Here is an 18,012-nt window from a genome sequence, read left to right as displayed (position 1 = left end):
CGCATTCTCCTAGCAATTCTCGCGAGTTAACGTCTCTTTCTCAGCTTGCTCTGCAACAAGCGCAATACCTTGTTTCTCAAGAATATTGCGGATGCTTTCCGCTTGAGAGCTCAAAATATTGTGAACAAGTAGCAATGGCATAGCCGCAATAAGGCCGAGCACTGTGGTCACAAGTGCCATAGAAATACCGCCCGCCATTACCTTAGGATCGCCGTTACCAAACTGGGTGATCACTTGGAATGTTTCAATCATCCCGGTTACCGTACCCAACAGGCCTAGCATTGGTGCAAGCGCTGCCAATAACTTAAGCATAGAGAGACCTTTTTCTAGCCCTGCTTGCTCATCAACCACAGCTTCAAGAAGACGCAGTTCCAATGCTTCAACGGTTTGGTTCTTCTCTTTACTGTAAACAGCGAGAACGCGACCAAGTGGGTTATCCGTTGGTGTTTGTGGTGTTTTCAGTTGCTTGCGAATCTTTTGGCGTGCCAATGAAAGGCTAACACCTCGAACCAATGAAATAATCAGACCAATAACCAGCAGCCCGATAATCACTTTACCTACCACACCGCCTGCTTGGAATCTGTCCATCAAACTTGGCGTCAAGGCAAGTTGCTCAAGCATAATGCCACGCGAAGGATCAACAATAAGGTTGGTACGCTCACCGACTAATAAGCCCGTCAAAGACGATGTAGTCGGCCCGTTTTCTGGCTGTTTGATGTAAGCTGCAGCGTCTTGTTTAGCACCGTTCCAATTTAGGTAGCCTTGCTCGCCAACCAAACCGAAAGCACCAAGACGTTGCGCTGTCACATCTTGAGTAAGGCCTTCACCGTCGACAAATTTAATTTGCGTAGACTGAACCTGACCCGTCGCCTTAATTTGTTCTGCTAACGCTGACCATAAACCAGTTAATTGAGGCATAGAAGGTAGCTTGGTTGCAGCAACGATCTCTTTAATGGTATCAGAATGAGTTTGAGCACCCGCGCCTGTTACTGAATGAGAAAGCTCCGTTTCAAGTTCTTTTGCATGCTGGCGTACGACACCAAACACTTCACCTAGGCTACCTGTTTCAAGACGCAGTTTTTCTTCAAGTCGCGCTAGTGTGTCTTCATTTTGGCTAAACTGAGCTGCCAGTAGATCGTTTTGTTGCTGTAACGTTTCTCTTTGTTGAATTAACTGCGCTTTTAGTGCCGCCAGTTCACGCTCGGTTTGCTTAAAGCCTGATTCACGTTGAACGTTATGCTGTTTTTGAACTTTTGCGTCCGCTCTGGCCGGAGAAGCTAAATCAGCCGCAATGCTATTAAATGAAAGAGCGGTAAATGCAATTAAAGAAGCAATCAGTGTACGTTTCATTATTTTGCCTCCGCCACTTTAAGAGAAACAGGAAGAGTGATTAAGCTTGGCGCGGTTTGTTTCGCGGCAATACTAAATGCTTTGTCTAACTCTGATTTAAGCGAAGCATCGACATCTAACCATTGATTGGATTTTTGATCCCAAGACCAAAACTTGCTGCCATTTAAGCTACGTGCAACTAACGAAATTCGGCCTAAGTAAAGCACGTCCGCTTCTCTGCTTTCAGCATTAACGGTGATTTGACCTTGATACAAACCAAGTTTAGTACCGTAATCTAGCTCGATTTGATAAGCCTCTAAGATACGACGATACTTTTCTGCATCGCTTACATCAGCTCTGGTCATCATTGATTCTAGCTTTGCGATTCGCTCTTGACGCTGCTCCAATTTGATTGGCACGTCTTGCGCTACGATCTGTTTTAAACCGTCGATCATTTGATACATCAGAGGAACAATCCCTTGACGTGTAGACTTAATCTCTTCTATCTGGCTATCTAAACTTGTGACTTCTTGATCTTGGCTTGCAACCAAGGCTGTCAGGTGATCGCGATACACTTTTAGATTTTTCACTTCCTCTTCAAGCTGTTCAATTTCCGCTTTTAAGGTCAGTGTCTTTTCCGCACTTACGTCGATTCGTTTTTGACTTGAGGCAGAGGCCGCATTGGTTTTGCTCTGAATTGACTGGGCAGAGTCAAGGCTATTCGCCGCCATTGTAGTTGAAGCTGACGTAGCAAGGATGAGCGCCAAGCTAGTTTTAATTAAATTCATAACGTCTATTATTCACTGATGCGATATACGATTGAGAAACACTCTCATTTTCACTCGCGACATAGTACCGCGATTGGGTAAAATTGCAATTGTCCTTACACTTTATACAAAAAAAGGGGAAAGGCTATGCCCTTCCCCTATTAAAGCCGTGGATATTTATCAGTAAGGCTTGTTAGTATTTGATTTGTAAGGTCGCCATGTAGTTACGGCCTTCGCCGATTACCACATCTTCCGCATAGCTGTGCTTGGAAGAAGTGGAACCACCACCTGCTAGGTATTCAGTATCAAACACATTTGCAACCGTTAAGCGCGCAATCATATCTAGGTTTTCATCGTACTTGTGAGTGTATGCCACGCCCATGTCGACACGAGTGTACCCGTCTTTCTTAAAGGTGTTTGATGCATCACCGTAGCGAGAACCTTCATAGATAACACCAACATTTAGGTCTACTTCATTGGTTGCAGCATAGTTTGACCATACGCTCGCAGCAAACTCCGGTACATCAACAGGACGGTTACCTGCGTAGTTTTCATGGTTTTCAATTTTTGCATCTAGGTACATCGTTGAGCCCGTAAGAGACAATTTGTCTGTCACAAATCCTTGAGCTGTTAGCTCCACGCCACGGTGCACTTGTTTTCCATTTTGCGTCTTAGTCCAGTTTCCAGATGAAGTATCTTCAACATCCATACTGATATTATCTTTGGTAATATCAAACACGGCACCTGATACGAACAAACGACTGTCTAATAGCTCCCATTTAGTACCCAATTCATAGGATTTACCCAAAGCGGCATCAAGCAATGCCCCATCATTGGTGTATGTTCTGCTCCCGCTTGAAACTGTACCCTGCGGCTCAAAGCTTTCTGAATATGAAGCATAGATACTACCGTTATCGGCTGGATGGAAAATAACGCCAAGCTTAGGCGATACATTTTCCTCAGCTACACCATTAGCTACTTTACGGTCAAAACGCGCTCCAGCAAGAACTTGCCATTGCTCAGATAGCGTGACTAGATCTTGTACGTAGAAGCCCCACGTGTCGTAACTAGAGTGACTGACCTTATCCTTTCCACTGTATGTTGGGACTGGTACAGATTGGCCTGGAGCAACACTTTGGCTGTTGAAGCCTTTTTGATTACGATCGTAGCTGTAACCTAGCCAGTTTGCCCCTAGAAGAAGTTGGTGGTTCATGCCTGCCAGTTCAAGATTACCCGCCAGATCAAGGTAACCAGTTCTAAAACGCCATTTATCATGACGGTTGCTACCACCATGTTTGACGGTACCGTTAGAATCTAATGTAGAAAAGTCTGGGTAGCTTTCAATATCAGTACGTTCAAAGTCTTGGTAATTGAAGCCACTCTTTATCGCCCACGCATCAGTTAGATTGGCATTCACATTGAAACCGATATTCTCGACGTCATTTTCAATTTTCGACCACTGCGCATCCCAGATGTGCTCTTCGCTACCGACACGCTGACCATCTAGTGTGTAAAGTGCTCCAGAGTCGACGCTACCATCGTCATTTGTCTTATCATAGTGGAACGAAACTGTGACATCTTCATTGATATCATAATCGACAAATAGGCCAGCGACGAGACGCTCTGTTTGAGGTTTCGAGCCGTCCCCGTAGGTTCTCCACGAGCTATAACTCTCTTTGGAAACAACTGTGCGTGCTCTTAATGTTTGATCATCATTGAGCGAACCGCTTACATCGACCATCGTACGTGAACGGTCATTTGAGCCTATGTCTTGGCTAACATTTACTTTAGTGTCGTAAGTTGGTTTTTTTGAGACCATATTGATCAAGCCACCCGGTGCAGAAACACCATACAGTAGGCCTGAAGGTCCTTTAACTACTTCTACGCGTTCTAGTAGTTCAACTGGTTGGCGATAATGCGACCAGTGTTGATGTCCGTCACGAAGAAATCCAGATGAGCTTTGTACTTCGAAACCTCGTAGTGAGAAACGCTCACGATTTCGGCCTGTACCACCTGCACTCACACTAGCATCGTTCTTTAGTACTTCACCAAGAGTGCTAGCACGCTGCTCATCAATGATTTGTTCATCGATAACCGCAACCTGTCCAGGAGTTTCCAATTGTGAAGCTTCCATACGCATTGCTGTTGAGTTTGTGTCAGCTTTGTAGCCATAGTCACGGCCTTCAACCACCATGTGTTCGTCAGTTTCAACACTTTCAGCAACCACTGCTGGAGCAGCTAATACAGCACCGATTACAAGTGCTAACTGGCTCTTTGTGAACATATTTTTCTCCGAATATTTCGTGCAGAGCTCACTCGCTCTGTTGAGTTATTTATAACGAAGCGAAATATAAGTGATAACCAATATCATTTGCATTAAATTTACAATCTTTGCATTCGTAAACAAATGTTGTCGTTCTGAATCCATAAAAAAAGCGAACATCTAAGATGCTCGCTTTTAGCTCTGCTCATTTACCACTAGAGAGGTAACGTCAATTGAACCCTTAAGCCACTTTCTTTACAGTTAGAGGCTTTCACTTCTCCACCAAGCAGCTTCATCGCTTCTTTGACGATTGCGAGCCCCAGTCCATAGCCACCACTCTGCTTATCCCGTGCCGATTCCAGCCGGGTAAAAGGTCTGAAAATCTCTTCCAATTGAGCTTGTGCAATCCCGGGGCCATTATCCGCGACTTCGATGCAGACTGATTTATTAGGCTGCTCATCGAGCTCATAGATAGAGACTTCGATATGCGCACTCTCTCCTGCATATTTCATCGAGTTAGAAAGCAAATTGGTTATGCAGCGCACTACTAAACGTTCATCTGTCATAACCACAGGTATCGTTGAACCCGTAGAGATGGAGAGCGACTGCCCTGCCTTTAGTTGTAGTCGACTTTGTTCAACCTGTGTCGAGATAAGACTTTCTAAGCATACCGGGGTCGAGTCAGCCTCATAGCGTGAGTTTTCTAAACGGCTAAATTCAAGAATCTCTCCAACCAATGAGTCCATTTCATCGACTTCTTTTTCTAACCTTTCGACCAATGGCAACTCTGAGTCAGCAGCTTTGCTACGTAGCAAATGGAGTGCTAAATTTTGCCTTGCTAGCGGGGTTCTTAGCTCATGAGAGACATCGCGAATCAAGCGACGCTGCCTTTCCGCTAAAGCGTGGATCTCTTTGGTCATGTTATCGAAGTCATGCGCCAGATCGTTAAATTCTCTCGTGTTAGACCTAAGCTCTTTAACAACCTTAACCTTAAAGTCTCCTGACGCCAGTCGACGGCTAGCTTCTCGCAGACGGTCGAGTGGCATCTGTAACTTTCTCGCGAAGATCAATGAGAACAACAGCAGAATAGCGATAACGATAATGAACTTGCTCACAGAAAAAAAGATGATGAAGCGATGAGCCGGATGAAGCTGACTCGGCAGCTGGACAACCAAGGTGTTCCCTTTATCCAATCGCACGCCGATAAGTGGCTTATTGACTCTGTCGTCTAGTAGCTCATCAATCTCTCTGAGAAATCTCAATTTAAATTCAAAGTGAGGATGCATCTGACGATGAGACAGCGGCTTGTTCTCTGGATTTAGAACGAATAGATAATACGGCTGAGCATTCGCCCAGTCCGCTAGCTCATCCATATCACCATCTTCAATTAACACATTGGCCTGATGTGCCAAACTCTGAATATCTTGCTTCACTTCGAGCGGTACTTTCAGCATAGTTTTGATAAGCGCTTGTTCAGCGACCGCTTGCAAAATCACTATCGAGATAATAACCGTCGACATGTAGCTGAACAGCTGGAATGCGAGCGAATCTTTACGTTTTGAGAGACTTTTCACTCTCCATGACCAAGCCATAAGCTACCTAACACTATCGACAAAACTGTAGCCTTTGCCCCTAATGGTTTTGATATGTTGTTTCGACAAACCCGCCTCGACAAACTTGCGCCTTAAATTGCTAATATGCATATCAAGGTTGCGATCAAACGGGCTTAGCTCTTTTTTGAGTACTTCAATTTGCAACTCGGCTTTTGAGACCACAATACTTTCCCGGCTGATCAGATAATTGAGTAGATCGGCCTCAGTGCTAGTCAGTGGTAAGTTAGATACTTGACTCGCCGCTCCTGTAAGATCGAAGCATTGACTTTGCCGCTGTTTTTCTAAACCCACCCGACGAAAGATCGCCTTAATACGAGTCAATAATTCAGGGACTTTGAAGGGTTTACCTATGTATTGATCCGCACCCGACTGGTATCCATCTAACATAGACTCTTCATCATTCAGTGCGGTAAGCATAAGAATTGGCGTAGCAAAGCGTTGGCAAATTTTGCGTGCCACCTGCATACCATTAAGTTTTGGCAACATGACATCAAGCAATACCAAGTCGACCGGTTTTTTCTCGATGTGTTTAAGTGCCGTTTCCCCGCAGTGAACACACTCTACGCTATACCCTTCCGTGATAAGCACATCAGCAAGCAATCCACACAACTCGATATCATCATCGACTACTAAAATTCGCGACATGAGAACAACAGTACAATTGAAAAGAGTTCGCATTCTAATCTGAACCCTAAAACAACACAATGTCCGGCTACAAGATAATGTACTAAAACGTCTTTATACCAACTAGCATATGTAGATGTTCAGATGTTGGCTCTGGAAGGTATTACTTACGTTTTGAAACGCCCAATCGCCAGACTGCTCCCGTAAGACTTTTAAGTTTAACCTTAGTTGCACGCCAGTGAGTCGAAGGTGTGCGAGGCGCAGTATCGACCAAATGCTGGTACACCTGTTCATTCAGCTCTACTTGTCCACCGTGTGCCACCAGCAGCACTTTTGGGTTTAGATTGTAAACGCGCTTTAGCGACGCTTTGTATTTGTTTGGATGGAAAATCGGAAAGGGTGAAATCAGTCTTTGCTTCACTTCAACCATAAGATCAGCGACGTAAAGAATGTCGCGCTCAACATTATGCAGTGAGAGATCTCTATCCGTATGCCCCGGAGTCTCTAGTACTTTCCAATCTTCAAAGTTGGGAATCGCTTCCCCGTCGGAAAGCTCTACGTCTGCATTAAGCTTTCTTGAGTACCATAGGTTACGTTTTGGCTTACGCTTTCTATTGGCGACCCATCGAGCCAGCGCAATATCCGTCAGATGCATTAGGAAACCATCGATACCGGAATACCAATCTTTGTCCCTTTTTGCCGAGACGATATTACAACCGGTTATTTCACGTAATTTATGTGCGGCACCTGCGTGATCGGGATGCATGTGGGTCACCACAACCGTTGTCAGATCCGTGAAAGGTCTTTGAAGTTCATGAGTAATGAATTTTTTGATGTAGGAGATATCCGCTCTAGACGCTCCGTCGAGCAGCATTAACTTATCTGTATATTCAGCAAGGTAGATCTTTTGAATATACCCGTCTAGAGCATGAATTTTCATGACGCAAACCAATTTAACAAATCATTTACATTTCAATGTAACAAGCTTGGCGGCGATTGACAGAGTAAACACTCTATTTTGTGAGCTTTGAAGACTTCTGAAGCGCGAGCATTGAACTTATCTAGTTCAATCGGATTAAAAACGGGTGGCTTTAATACCACCCGCATTAGGTTGTTTATAGCACCAACCATTTATTCTTTGTGCATGGCAAGACCCGTTTTATCCGACACCTGCTTCACGACCTTATTCACTTCAATCGCTATATTTGATAGCTCTTCCATCTCTTGCTGGGTAAATGGATGGATAAGAATCGACTCTGCGCCGTTTTTCCCTACCACAGTAGGTACACTTAGCACCACATCATTCAATCCATACTCTCCATCAAGCAAAGTTGCAACAGGTAGCACTGAACGCTCATCAATCATAATCGATTGGATGATACGGAAAACACTAGCGGCAATACCGTGAGTAGTATTTTGCTTACGTTTAAATATCTCGTAGCCCGCTTGTTTTACCGACTCAAGTAGCTCGTCGGCACAGATTCGCTCGATATGGTGAGTATCACAATAGAAATCGGCCGGCTGCCCAGCAATGGAGATGAGGCTCTTAGGCGTAAAGCAATGACTCCCATGTTCCCCTAACACATAACCAAACACGTTTTTAGGATCCAGATTGACACGGCTAGCGACAATACTCATCAAGCGTGCCGTATCAATTACACAACCACTACTGATGACTTTCGAGCGCGGAAAACTGGTATTGGTGGCAATAAAGTGGGCGACTAAGTCACAAGGGTTACTGACAACAATCAATGTGGCGTTAGGTGCGACTCGTTCAACTTGTTTTGCAATATCAACACCGATGCGGCTATTGATTTCAGCCAGATCGATACGAGTTTGACCTTGCTTGATTTGAGCACCCGCGGTAATAACCACGATGTCGGCACCAATCAGCGTTAAGTAATCATCAGTAGGTACTAGATGGGTATTTTTTGAAAACGTCAGTGCTGAGGTGTGCCTAAAGTCAAACACCTCTCCTTCTGCTCGTTGCAAGTCTTTATCAAGCAGCACCAATTCACTAATGCTACCCAGTGTCAGGAGGTAGTTACACACCCCAACCCCGACTGAACCTGCTCCAATTACACCGATTTTCATTTAACTTTCCCTGTATTCGTTACCTCTTAACTGTGGATTGTACTAACAATTACATCAATTATTCCAATTTAATTTTATGCTAAAAATAAATAACAGAATTTACGACTACGGATGAGCTATGATCAGTTTCTTCCTTTAAACAGTCGACCATCAGTTCGGTAGAAGATCAGAGCAAGTAGAATTAAGCTGCATCCAATTAACTTGTTGCGTGATAGTTGTTCTCCATACCAGAGAATACTCAGGACAACCGTCCAGATTGGTTCCAAAAGCATGATAAGCGCAGCGTTGGCAGGGTTACATCCCTTCTGCCCTAGTGTTTGCATCACGTATCTAAGACTGGTGGCTAGCAGCGCGCTGAGAGCAAACCAACCCCAAATAGACGCTTCAACACTTTCAGGTATTGTTTCAAATAGTGACGAGGCAACCAGTGCCAGAACTCCGGTTACAAACAGTTGAATGCAAGTTAGCATCAAAACAGGAATTTTCTGCGCGAGCTTGCTGTTCACATTGAAGTGAAGCGCAAGAAGACAGGCATTGGCAAGAAACCACAATTGCCCTGCTGAGCTTTTCCACCCATCCGTTAATGACAGCATTGCTAAGCCAGCGATAGCAATCGGCATCGAAACCCAAAAGGCTCTTTTCGGTCTTTCTTTGTAAAGTACCCATGCAATGATTGGCACAATGATCATCGAAAGGCTGACAATAAATGCCCCTTCACCGAGCGTCTCACTGATAGAAATTGCATAAACCCAAGTCAGTAGCGCTAACGCCAGAATGCTACCTCCTCCTATGGCTTGAAGTAGCAATTGGGTTGTTAAGTCCCTAAAGCGCTTATAGCACAGTGGTAACAAGCAAATAGAAGCCACAACAAAGCGCAACCCAACAAAACCAAATGGGGGAAGACCTTGTATTGCTTCTTTGGAGAAGATCCAGCCTAAACCAGCGAGTGCAGTGGTGAAGAACAGAATCCAGGCAGCTTTACTTTCAGCGTTCAATTTACATCTCTCTAAGGTCTAACGACCTATCTATTTTATTATTAATATCCGACTGATAGTGTCAGATTTAGGCTGTAATGGCTATGAATTATCTATCCAAAATTTCAGCGAAGGAGTAATCTGTTCTCTTTCCATCATTGAGAAGAAAATATGATTATTGTTGGACATCGCGGAGTCGCCGGTCGCTACCCTGAAAATACAAAATCGAGTATAGAAGCGGCCATTAACCTCGGGCTCCATTGGGTTGAGGTAGACGTACAACCCACAAAGGACGACCAACTTGTTATCTGTCACGATCATACAATTAATCGATGCAGTGACGGTTCCGGTCGAATCGATAAACTGACTCTGAAGCAGCTAAAGCAGTATGACTTTGGCGCTTGGTTTAATACAGAGTTTGCTAATCAGCGCCTTCTCACACTAGAGGAACTTCTCACCTTAGCTAAAACACACAACTTAAAACTCAACCTTGAGATAAAAGTAGACCGCCATGATGCTCAAAAAGTGTGTGAGTTGCTCAAAGAGCAATTAGCCAAGAGTAATGTTGCTCCTTGCGATGTTGTGCTTTCAAGTTTCAGTCATGCAGTGATACGTCAACTTAGCCAATCGCTCCCGCAATATCGACTTGGTGTCTTGTGTAACCGTCTCGACAAGAAAACCAAAGCTCTCCTTAAAGAAGTCGATGCGTTTAGTTGCAACATCAACTACCGCTGGGCTAACAAGCAGCAGATTGAACAACTCAAGCGTGACGGATATCAGGTATGGAGCTACACCGTCAACAACCCGAACTCACTGAAACACCTCCCTAACCTAGACGCGATTTTTAGCGACTTCCCCGAGCGATTCTTATAGCGCTACTGACGATCTGACATACAGTGCTATCCAGTACTACTGTATAACACTGTATAAGCCATAGTGACCTGCATCACTATTTATGAATTATTTGTCAAATCTCTCTCACACCCAAAAACCTCATATTTATTATATATATCAACACCTTAAATAACACCTCAAACTCGCGCCGTTCTAATTCTGTTTAAATGCTGCACAAAAATGCTTGCCAACACAGCCAATAAAAACTACTGTATAACCATACAGCATGTACAAAGGAACAGTAATTATGATTCAGGCACATACTCAAACTCACACGTTCTCTAAATACAATGTTTTGGCTCAACCTACCGCGCCAATGAACATCGATAACGATACGTTAAGTCGCCTAGCTGGCCTTTCTGGCCAGAAACAATGGATCTTATTTACTGCTGAATGTCCTCGCCCTGACTATGAGCAGTTCGCTGCCTTCAATGTGAGCTGTAAGAAAATTATCCAGATGAAAGCTTCTCAAAAACAGTCTGAGTTTGAAATTGTTAAAAAAGCGATTGAATCAGGTAATGCCAGTGCTGTTGTTGCATCAAACAATATTCCTATGGTTGAGCAAAGCTTACTGCGCAACCATGCTATCCAATTCCAGTGTGAAGTCTTTTTCGTTGAGGGCAGAGTTAACCAGTATCACTAACAAGCTCAACAAATTCACTGTCTTTTTGCCCTACCTTGTGTGGGGCTTTTTCTTTTTTGCACCCTATTGAGCTGTTTTTCGCCATATAGAGAAAAAACAAAGCAAACGTTTGCTTTTTCTCTGGCAGCACAAAATAGTTCTGGTATTATGCGAAGCAAATAAATTATCTGCGTTGATAATTTCACCACCTTGCTAAAGTATAGGAATGTCAAAATGAGTCTCGCTGATCAAGTTCTTGCTGTTAACGATGATCTTCCAATTCGTACCGATAAACCCGTCCACAGCGGAAAAGTACGCTCTGTTTACTGGCTAACTGAAGAAGACAGCAAGCGTCTTATCCAAGAAAAAGGTTATGACGTTGCCCCTGATGCGCCTCTTGCTATCATGGTAATCAGTGATCGTATCTCAGCGTTTGACTGTATCTGGCATGCTGAAGGCGGCTTAAAAGGGGTTCCTGGAAAAGGCGCAGCGCTCAATGCGATTTCCAACCACTGGTTTAAGCTGTTCAAAGACAACGGCTTGGCTGACAGCCACATCCTTGATATTCCTCACCCTTTCGTTTGGATCGTTCAAAAAGCGAAACCAATTATGATCGAAGCGATTTGCCGCCAATACATTACTGGTTCAATGTGGCGCTCTTATGAGAAAGGCGAACGCGAGTTCTGCGGTATTGAGTTACCGGAAGGACTAGAAAAGGATAAAGCGCTACCAGAGTTGCTGATGACACCTTCAACAAAAGGTATTTTAAAAGGCATTCCGGGCGTGCCTGAAGCGGATGACGTCAACATTACTCGCCAAAACATCGTTGATAACTTCGCAGCATTCAACTTCTCTAAAGCAGACGACATTGCTCAATACGAAAAGCTGCTACGTGAAGGTTTTGTTGTAATTAGCAACGCTCTTGCAGAAATCGAGCAAATCTTTGTTGATACCAAATTTGAGTTTGGCTACGTCAATGATGCGGCAGGTAACGAAAAGCTTATCTACATGGATGAAGTAGGCACACCAGATTCATCACGCATTTGGGACGAGCGCGAATATGACGCAGGTAATATCGTAGAGAACTCGAAAGAAGGTTTCCGTCAGTTCTTGCTTAACCACTTCCCTGACCCAGACATTCTGCTTAACAAAGAGCGTATGGATGAGCGTGAAGCATTAGCGCGTGACAATGCACTACCACTAGAAGCCCTGATGGATATTTCTAAGACTTACCTCGGTATTGCTGAGAAAATCACAGGCTCTGAAATCCACCTGAGCGAAAATCCGAAGCAAGAGATCATCGATATCCTTAGCCGCGACTACGGCCTGATCGATTAAGCTCCCCCAACCGATTGCAAATGCCCTCGCTTTGAGGGCATTTTTGTTTTGATATGTTGTCGTTAATTGGATTTTCGGTTTAAAGCGAACTAGAAATCATAGAAAAGGTTGGATTGTTTATGCCTCAAAGTTTGTTTGGATAGCCCCAAAATTTCATAAGATTAATTTAGTCAACAGAGTCAATTCAACAACTCTCATTTCTAAAAAGAGTTGTATCCCCATCCGAATGCTGTAGTTCTATCGCTAGGCCATAACGTAAATAGGGTATCTTTCGCCTTGATTATGCAATAAATTGCAATCAAAATCGTAGCTCCCTTTTGGACTGGCTGAGCGCGCAAGAAGTGTATTGGTAAGTCAGAGCTCAAACTAAGCAGTAAATGTTTGCAGGTGATTTCATGAAAAAAATTTTATTAGGTGTCCTTTTCAGTGCATCGGTCTTTGCTTCCTCAAGCAAAAACGTTCCAACGATGAATGATAAGAACGGTTATGTAGAACCGTTTCAGATGTTTGATAATGTTTATTATGTTGGGGACAAATGGGTTTCATCATATGCAATTGATACAGATGACGGATTAGTGATAATTGATACACTTGATTTCCCTTATTCTAAGTGGATTCCTATCAATCTTGAGAAGCTAGGGTTAGAAGATGAGCCAATAACGCACATATTGGTAACGCATGGGCATTCTGACCATGTTGGGGGCGCTCAGTTACTTCAGAAGATGTACGGATCAAAAGTTTTGATGACAAAAAGTGCTCATGAGCTATCCATACAGCAGTCAAACAAAAGCAAAGGTGAGAATAAGTTCCTTCCACCAACCCTAGACATAGAGATAAAAAGTGATACCTCTATGGTTATTGGTGGTCATGGGTTTAAGTTCTATCTCACACCGGGTCATACCGAAGGTGATTTTTCCCTAGAATTTACAGTCAAAGATAAAGGCGCTGAACATCGTGCTTTTATCGTTGGTGGCCATAGCGTAAGTAGCAACGACCCTAAAATGATTAAACAGTTCTTGAGTAGTATGGAGAAAATTAGAAAGATTTCACTCCAGCCGCCTTTAGTAAGCGTTAACCTTTCAAACCATCCACATAAAAATTATCTATTTGAGAATAGAGAGAAGCTAGGTGCAAATGGGAACCCATTTATTAGTGAGACAAACTTCTTCATGTTCCTTAAGCAACAAGAAAACTTAGCTAAGAATAAAATAAAAGGGTTATAACAATTCTTCAGATAATGTGTAGCCTTCGCTCCTAAATTCCGAGATGACGCGACCTTACGACACCGTCATTCCTGAAACAATGCACCCACAAAAGTAAGTGTTTTCACCCTAGGAGGGCATTGTTGCCAGGAATCTACTTTAGGGGTGTGCAGGCTTATATTGGTAGATGCGTTCCCCGGACTGAGAAAAACGAAAGCCCCCTGACTATCAAGGGGCTCTTTGTATTTCATGTGCATGGAAAAACTAACACTTCGTCTAGCTAATACTATTTATCTTTACCGCCTTTATTTCCACCGCCATTGCCACCACCACGGTTACCACCGCCGCCACGATTACCGCCACCTTTGTTACTATTGCCGCTGTTTCCTCGGCTTTCGCTGCGGTTACTGTTTCCCTGACTTCGAGAACTCGATGAGCTACTTGTCACGTTGTTCGATTGTCGATTCGTTTTAAGCTCCCCTGTCCCATTACCCGGATTAGAGTACTTAGCATGTGCATTAAGCTCCTCTTGAGTGACAAAACCATCGCGATCTTTATCGAACGAAGCAAACGCACTGAGTCCGTCTCCTTCTTGCTCAGAGTCATCGCCTTCTTCCTCGTCACCGTCATCATCACCCTGACGGAACTGATTAAACTCTTCTTGCGATACCAATCTGTCACCATCGGTGTCAATGTCTTCGACACTTGGTGGCGTTTTGGTTCTGTTGCTGCCCGTCTCTTCACCCTCTTCTTCTTCCGCGTAAGCGTTAGAAAATGCCAGTGCTAACAAGACAGCAGTCAATAGCAATTTCTTCATAATCCACTCCTGATATATCTCTCAATTAAAGTCTAGCGGATATCGCGGTGATCGCTTATGTGAGTGACAGGCTATGAATTATTGCGGCGAAACGGTATAAGTAGCATTCCCAATTTAAGTCCCTTTGAATTATGGATTACCTAGCCCTTTCTCGAATCAGCCTTAAACACCTTACCGTGTTACATGTCCTTCTCAGCACTCATAGCGTGACCAGTGCCGCCAAAGTTTTATGCGTTACCCCATCGAGTGTGAGTAAGACTCTCAATCAACTGCGTGATCAACTTAAAGATGAGCTGTTTTACCGCGAGGGGGGCCAATTAATTCCAACACCATTTGCGCTTAGTATTGGTTCTGAAGTTCATAAAATATTGTCGAGCATGAATGGTATTTTGCACCAAGGTGCTTTCAAACCAGCGGAATTCGAGGGGACGATTTCTCTCTCTATGCGCGAAAGTACCTTTGAACTGTTCGCGTCAAAAATCGCGCTCATCATAAACCAGCTCGCTAATGCGAGAGCCATCAATGTTTACGCGAAAGAGCAGTTAAGTTTTGATGCCTTGGTGCGCGGGCAAGTCGATTTTATGATCTTGCCGCATGATATTAGCCAACCGCCAACTCGTAGCCGAGAGCTAATGTGGAAGCAGATTCATTCAGATGAGATGGTGTGCTTGATGTCAGAGCAGCACCCACTCGCAAAGTGTGAGTTGGACATACACGGATACCTCTCGTATCAGCATATCGGTATTTTGGACAAAGATCTCGCTGAGCCCTACTTCGAGCAAAACCTGACCCAAAAATACGGTACCCGTAAGGTGGCTATGTCAGTCGCGGATTTCGGCGCTGCCGCGATCATGTGCCACCATTCACAACACTTGCTAACCTGCTCTAAAATGTGGGCTGAAAGTGCAGCGCAAGCAAAAGGCTTAGTTTCTAAACCTCTTCCTTTTGAGTATGGTGAGGTCGCCTATAGCTTAGTGTGGAACCAAGCAAGCTTAAACAACCCTGCACTACACTGGCTCCATCAGCAATTAACGACCGCAGACTAAGTATAAATAGCGGGGATAAGTATCGGTTGGACAATTCTATCTGCAATGAGTGAGCGAAACCGATTCATCTCATATTCGCTACATTTCTCCCACTCTAGCGCTTGCCCGCTTACCCCGTGATGCTGAAACGCATTGAGCCGGACGACCACATCGGCCGGCAGTGAACGAATTAGCTTAACAACCTCGTCGATTTCACCATCCAGATCGCTTTTACCCGGAATGTGTAGCAGCCTAAGCTCATGCAGTTTTTTGGCGCTTGCTAGGTAGCGAATCGAATCAATCACCCTGTGGTTGTCTCTTCTGGTTAACCACTGATGCGTTTCACTCTGCCACGATTTTAAATCGAGCATAACACCGTCAAGAACAGGTGTGACTCTCTCCCAAGCATGAATAGGTAAATAGCCGTTACTATCAATGAAACAGGTTAGATGTCCTAGCTCTCGGTCTGCTTTGATTGCACTAAATAGCGCTATGATAAATGGGAGCTGAAGAGTGGCTTCTCCACCCGAAACCGTGATGCCGGAAATAAAGAAGTGTTGGCTACGGATGAGCTCCAAGATTTGAGTGACATTGTAACGCTTAATCTTGGGACTCGATTTGTGACCACAGATATCGATACATTTATCGCAGTGAGAGCAAAGCCCTTCGTCCCAAACCACTTTGTTATCAGTCATAGCTAATGCTTGTGTAGGGCATGAATCAACACAATCGCCACAGTGATTACAATGATTGATCGTATGTGGGTTATGGCAATTTAAGCAATCGAAGTTACACCCCTGTAGGAAGATGACCAGGCGATTGCCCGGCCCATCAACACAAGAGAAATTAAGAATGCGGCTAACTAACGCTGACTTCTCATTCACTGCTGTGCCCTACTACTTGTAAACTGGCTCTGTTTCCATGCTTACCACTCGAGGTGAACGGTCTAGTATGCCAGTGTTCTTCGCCGCCTCAGCTCCCAAGAAAGTGGTATTTTTACGCGAGCCTTCCTCAGCAAACTTGTTGATATCAGAAAGCTTAATCATATAGCCTGTGACACGGACTAAGTCATTAGACGCAACGTTCGCGGTAAACTCTCTAAAGCCTTGCTTCAATGCCCCCTTGCACAAGTTGAACATCGCCTCAGGGTTGGATTTCACCGTTTCATCTATGGTCAAAATATCACTAATGCCAGAGGTGTAATATTTGTGCTGCTCAGCCGTTGCTTGAACATAAGACACAGGATCAGGTTCTGTGCCATAAGGGATACGAACACCTGGCGTCACATCTTCATCCAAGCTTATCCCACCTTGAGCATGAAGCAGCGCCTTGCCCTCTAAGCCGTATTTCACTGGGCTGCTATCGACAAGGTGAGCGAGCTTTTCAGATATTGCCAGTGCAAGTCGATTTGCCTGATGGCTATGACCGTATTGCTCATCAATGCCTTCTTTATCAAGCAAGATATTGACCGCTTCAGCCATACCATAAATGCCATACATGGGCGCAAATCGATTCTCTTCAACCAAACCCTCAGTGGTTAAGAAACCTTTGAAGAAATTCGATTTCTCATGCAGGTGGCTGCTTCGCGCATCCATAAGCTCAATCATTAGCTCACTATAAGATGGTAAAACGTAGTCTAGAAAATCTGTTCTATCTTTGGCACGCAATGCGACTTGTTTTAAGTTCATTCGAACTAAGGTATTCGAGCCACCAGCAAGAGGTAGAGAGTTGTAGCAACTAACAATGCCAAACTTGTTCTCACCATAAGCGGCGGCATGCATCGGATAATTAGCAATATGAGGTTTGCTACATTCACAGATATTGGTCGTCGCTTGTTTGAGTAGATCGTCTGGAGTGACGTTCGCATCGTACATAAAGGTTAAGTTCGGAGCGATCTGCTTTAACTCTGCGTCGACTCGTAAAATTGTTCGGCAAATGACATTGTCTGTAGGGCCAATATTCACATGCATAAAGGCATCTGGCAGCGTTCTATCGAGCATGATCCAGAAACGTTTCAGCTTGGTGTAAATTTCCGCTTCACTTAAGGTTCCTACATAAGGCAGCAAGACATCATCAAGCTGACCAAGATAGACAGGAATATTCGTTACAGAAGGAACATGGTGGTAGATGATCGTCAGTAGATTCAGTGCATCATCAAAATCAGTCGCGGGTTCTAGCTCTAGGTAATCTGAGCCTTGCTTAAGGAACTTCGCATAGTCAGGTAAAACATAGCGAGGTTTGAAAGGAGCATGGCCTTCAAACATGTCACAAATTACGCCCTCTTCCATGGCTTTTGAAACACCTTCAGAAACCTTCATATAGGGAAGACTGGCTTCCGCTTCTAGGGCTAAGAATTGGTTTTTCTGCTTTGGAGAGAGCTTAGCATCGGTAACGATATTGTTTACACGTTGCTGAAATGCGTTGTTAACATCAGACATAGTTATTTTCCT

General features: G+C 44.1%; 16 protein-coding genes. 5 read left to right on the top strand and 11 right to left on the bottom strand.

Going from position 1 to position 18,012, the window contains the following annotated elements; translation table 11 throughout:
- Nucleotides 1–9: 9 nt before the first annotated feature.
- The 8 genes from AC5O63_RS10665 to AC5O63_RS10630 all read right to left on the bottom strand — a co-directional run bounded on the left by AC5O63_RS10665 (nucleotide 10) and on the right by AC5O63_RS10630 (nucleotide 9,685).
- Nucleotides 10–1,350 (bottom strand): MotA/TolQ/ExbB proton channel family protein, encoded by a 1,341-nt coding sequence (locus AC5O63_RS10665; RefSeq protein WP_494504939.1) that lies wholly within the window; start codon nucleotides 1,348–1,350, stop codon nucleotides 10–12.
- The gene (locus AC5O63_RS10660) at nucleotides 1,350–2,117 is read right to left on the bottom strand and encodes a DUF3450 domain-containing protein (RefSeq protein ID WP_494504938.1); all 768 of its coding nucleotides are present in this window, start codon (nucleotides 2,115–2,117) and stop codon (nucleotides 1,350–1,352) included. The genes AC5O63_RS10665 and AC5O63_RS10660 overlap by 1 nt, the downstream gene beginning before the upstream one ends.
- A gap of 172 nt (nucleotides 2,118–2,289) precedes the next feature.
- Nucleotides 2,290–4,380 carry a TonB-dependent siderophore receptor gene (locus AC5O63_RS10655; RefSeq protein WP_494504937.1) on the bottom strand — a complete coding sequence of 697 codons (2,091 nt, stop codon included), beginning with the start codon at nucleotides 4,378–4,380 and terminating at the stop codon, nucleotides 2,290–2,292.
- Between the two features lie 194 nt (nucleotides 4,381–4,574).
- On the bottom strand, nucleotides 4,575–5,951 hold the full coding sequence (locus AC5O63_RS10650; protein ID WP_494504936.1) for an ATP-binding protein: 1,377 nt from the start codon (nucleotides 5,949–5,951) through the stop codon (nucleotides 4,575–4,577).
- Nucleotides 5,952–5,954: 3 nt separating this feature from the next.
- The gene (locus AC5O63_RS10645) at nucleotides 5,955–6,617 is read right to left on the bottom strand and encodes a response regulator transcription factor (RefSeq protein WP_171324528.1); all 663 of its coding nucleotides are present in this window, start codon (nucleotides 6,615–6,617) and stop codon (nucleotides 5,955–5,957) included.
- Nucleotides 6,618–6,759: 142 nt separating this feature from the next.
- Entirely contained in the window at nucleotides 6,760–7,536 is a 777-nt protein-coding gene (locus AC5O63_RS10640; protein ID WP_239825732.1) for an MBL fold metallo-hydrolase, read from the bottom strand.
- Between the two features lie 191 nt (nucleotides 7,537–7,727).
- Nucleotides 7,728–8,690, bottom strand: a complete 963-nt coding sequence (locus AC5O63_RS10635) for a lactate/malate family dehydrogenase (protein ID WP_239825731.1) — start codon at nucleotides 8,688–8,690, stop codon at nucleotides 7,728–7,730.
- A gap of 122 nt (nucleotides 8,691–8,812) precedes the next feature.
- Nucleotides 8,813–9,685 (bottom strand): DMT family transporter, encoded by an 873-nt coding sequence (locus AC5O63_RS10630; RefSeq protein WP_494504935.1) that lies wholly within the window; start codon nucleotides 9,683–9,685, stop codon nucleotides 8,813–8,815.
- 150 nt (nucleotides 9,686–9,835) lie between these two features.
- Between AC5O63_RS10630 and AC5O63_RS10625 the strand changes: the two genes are divergently transcribed.
- The 4 genes from AC5O63_RS10625 (at nucleotide 9,836) to AC5O63_RS10610 (ending at nucleotide 13,741) form a co-directional block, all read left to right on the top strand.
- Nucleotides 9,836–10,537: a glycerophosphodiester phosphodiesterase family protein gene (locus AC5O63_RS10625; protein WP_494504934.1), complete on the top strand. Its 702-nt coding sequence runs from the start codon at nucleotides 9,836–9,838 to the stop codon at nucleotides 10,535–10,537.
- A 268-nt stretch (nucleotides 10,538–10,805) separates the two neighbouring features.
- Entirely contained in the window at nucleotides 10,806–11,201 is a 396-nt protein-coding gene (locus AC5O63_RS10620; RefSeq protein ID WP_494504933.1) for a hypothetical protein, read from the top strand.
- Between the two features lie 213 nt (nucleotides 11,202–11,414).
- The gene (locus AC5O63_RS10615) at nucleotides 11,415–12,518 is read left to right on the top strand and encodes a phosphoribosylaminoimidazolesuccinocarboxamide synthase (protein WP_494504932.1); all 1,104 of its coding nucleotides are present in this window, start codon (nucleotides 11,415–11,417) and stop codon (nucleotides 12,516–12,518) included.
- Between the two features lie 395 nt (nucleotides 12,519–12,913).
- Nucleotides 12,914–13,741 carry an MBL fold metallo-hydrolase gene (locus AC5O63_RS10610; protein WP_494504931.1) on the top strand — a complete coding sequence of 276 codons (828 nt, stop codon included), beginning with the start codon at nucleotides 12,914–12,916 and terminating at the stop codon, nucleotides 13,739–13,741.
- 265 nt (nucleotides 13,742–14,006) lie between these two features.
- Here the strand turns inward: AC5O63_RS10610 and AC5O63_RS10605 are convergent, their stop codons facing one another.
- A complete protein-coding gene (locus tag AC5O63_RS10605; RefSeq protein ID WP_494504930.1) occupies nucleotides 14,007–14,537 on the bottom strand; it encodes an EF-hand domain-containing protein in 531 nt (176 codons plus the stop codon).
- A gap of 131 nt (nucleotides 14,538–14,668) precedes the next feature.
- On the opposite strand from AC5O63_RS10605, the gene AC5O63_RS10600 reads away from it, so the two are divergent.
- Nucleotides 14,669–15,583, top strand: coding sequence for a LysR family transcriptional regulator (locus tag AC5O63_RS10600; RefSeq protein WP_494504929.1), 915 nt, complete (start codon nucleotides 14,669–14,671; stop codon nucleotides 15,581–15,583).
- Here AC5O63_RS10600 and AC5O63_RS10595 read toward each other — a convergent pair.
- Complete coding sequence (locus AC5O63_RS10595; protein ID WP_494504928.1) at nucleotides 15,580–16,446, bottom strand: YjjW family glycine radical enzyme activase; 867 nt, start codon at nucleotides 16,444–16,446, stop codon at nucleotides 15,580–15,582. The genes AC5O63_RS10600 and AC5O63_RS10595 overlap by 4 nt on opposite strands.
- Before the next feature lie 12 nt (nucleotides 16,447–16,458).
- A complete protein-coding gene (locus tag AC5O63_RS10590; RefSeq protein WP_494504927.1) occupies nucleotides 16,459–18,000 on the bottom strand; it encodes a YjjI family glycine radical enzyme in 1,542 nt (513 codons plus the stop codon).
- Between the last annotated feature and the right edge of the window lie 12 nt (nucleotides 18,001–18,012).

The organism is Vibrio sp. SCP2 (assembly GCF_059295395.1).
This window is presented reverse-complemented; position numbering and strand designations above follow the sequence as displayed.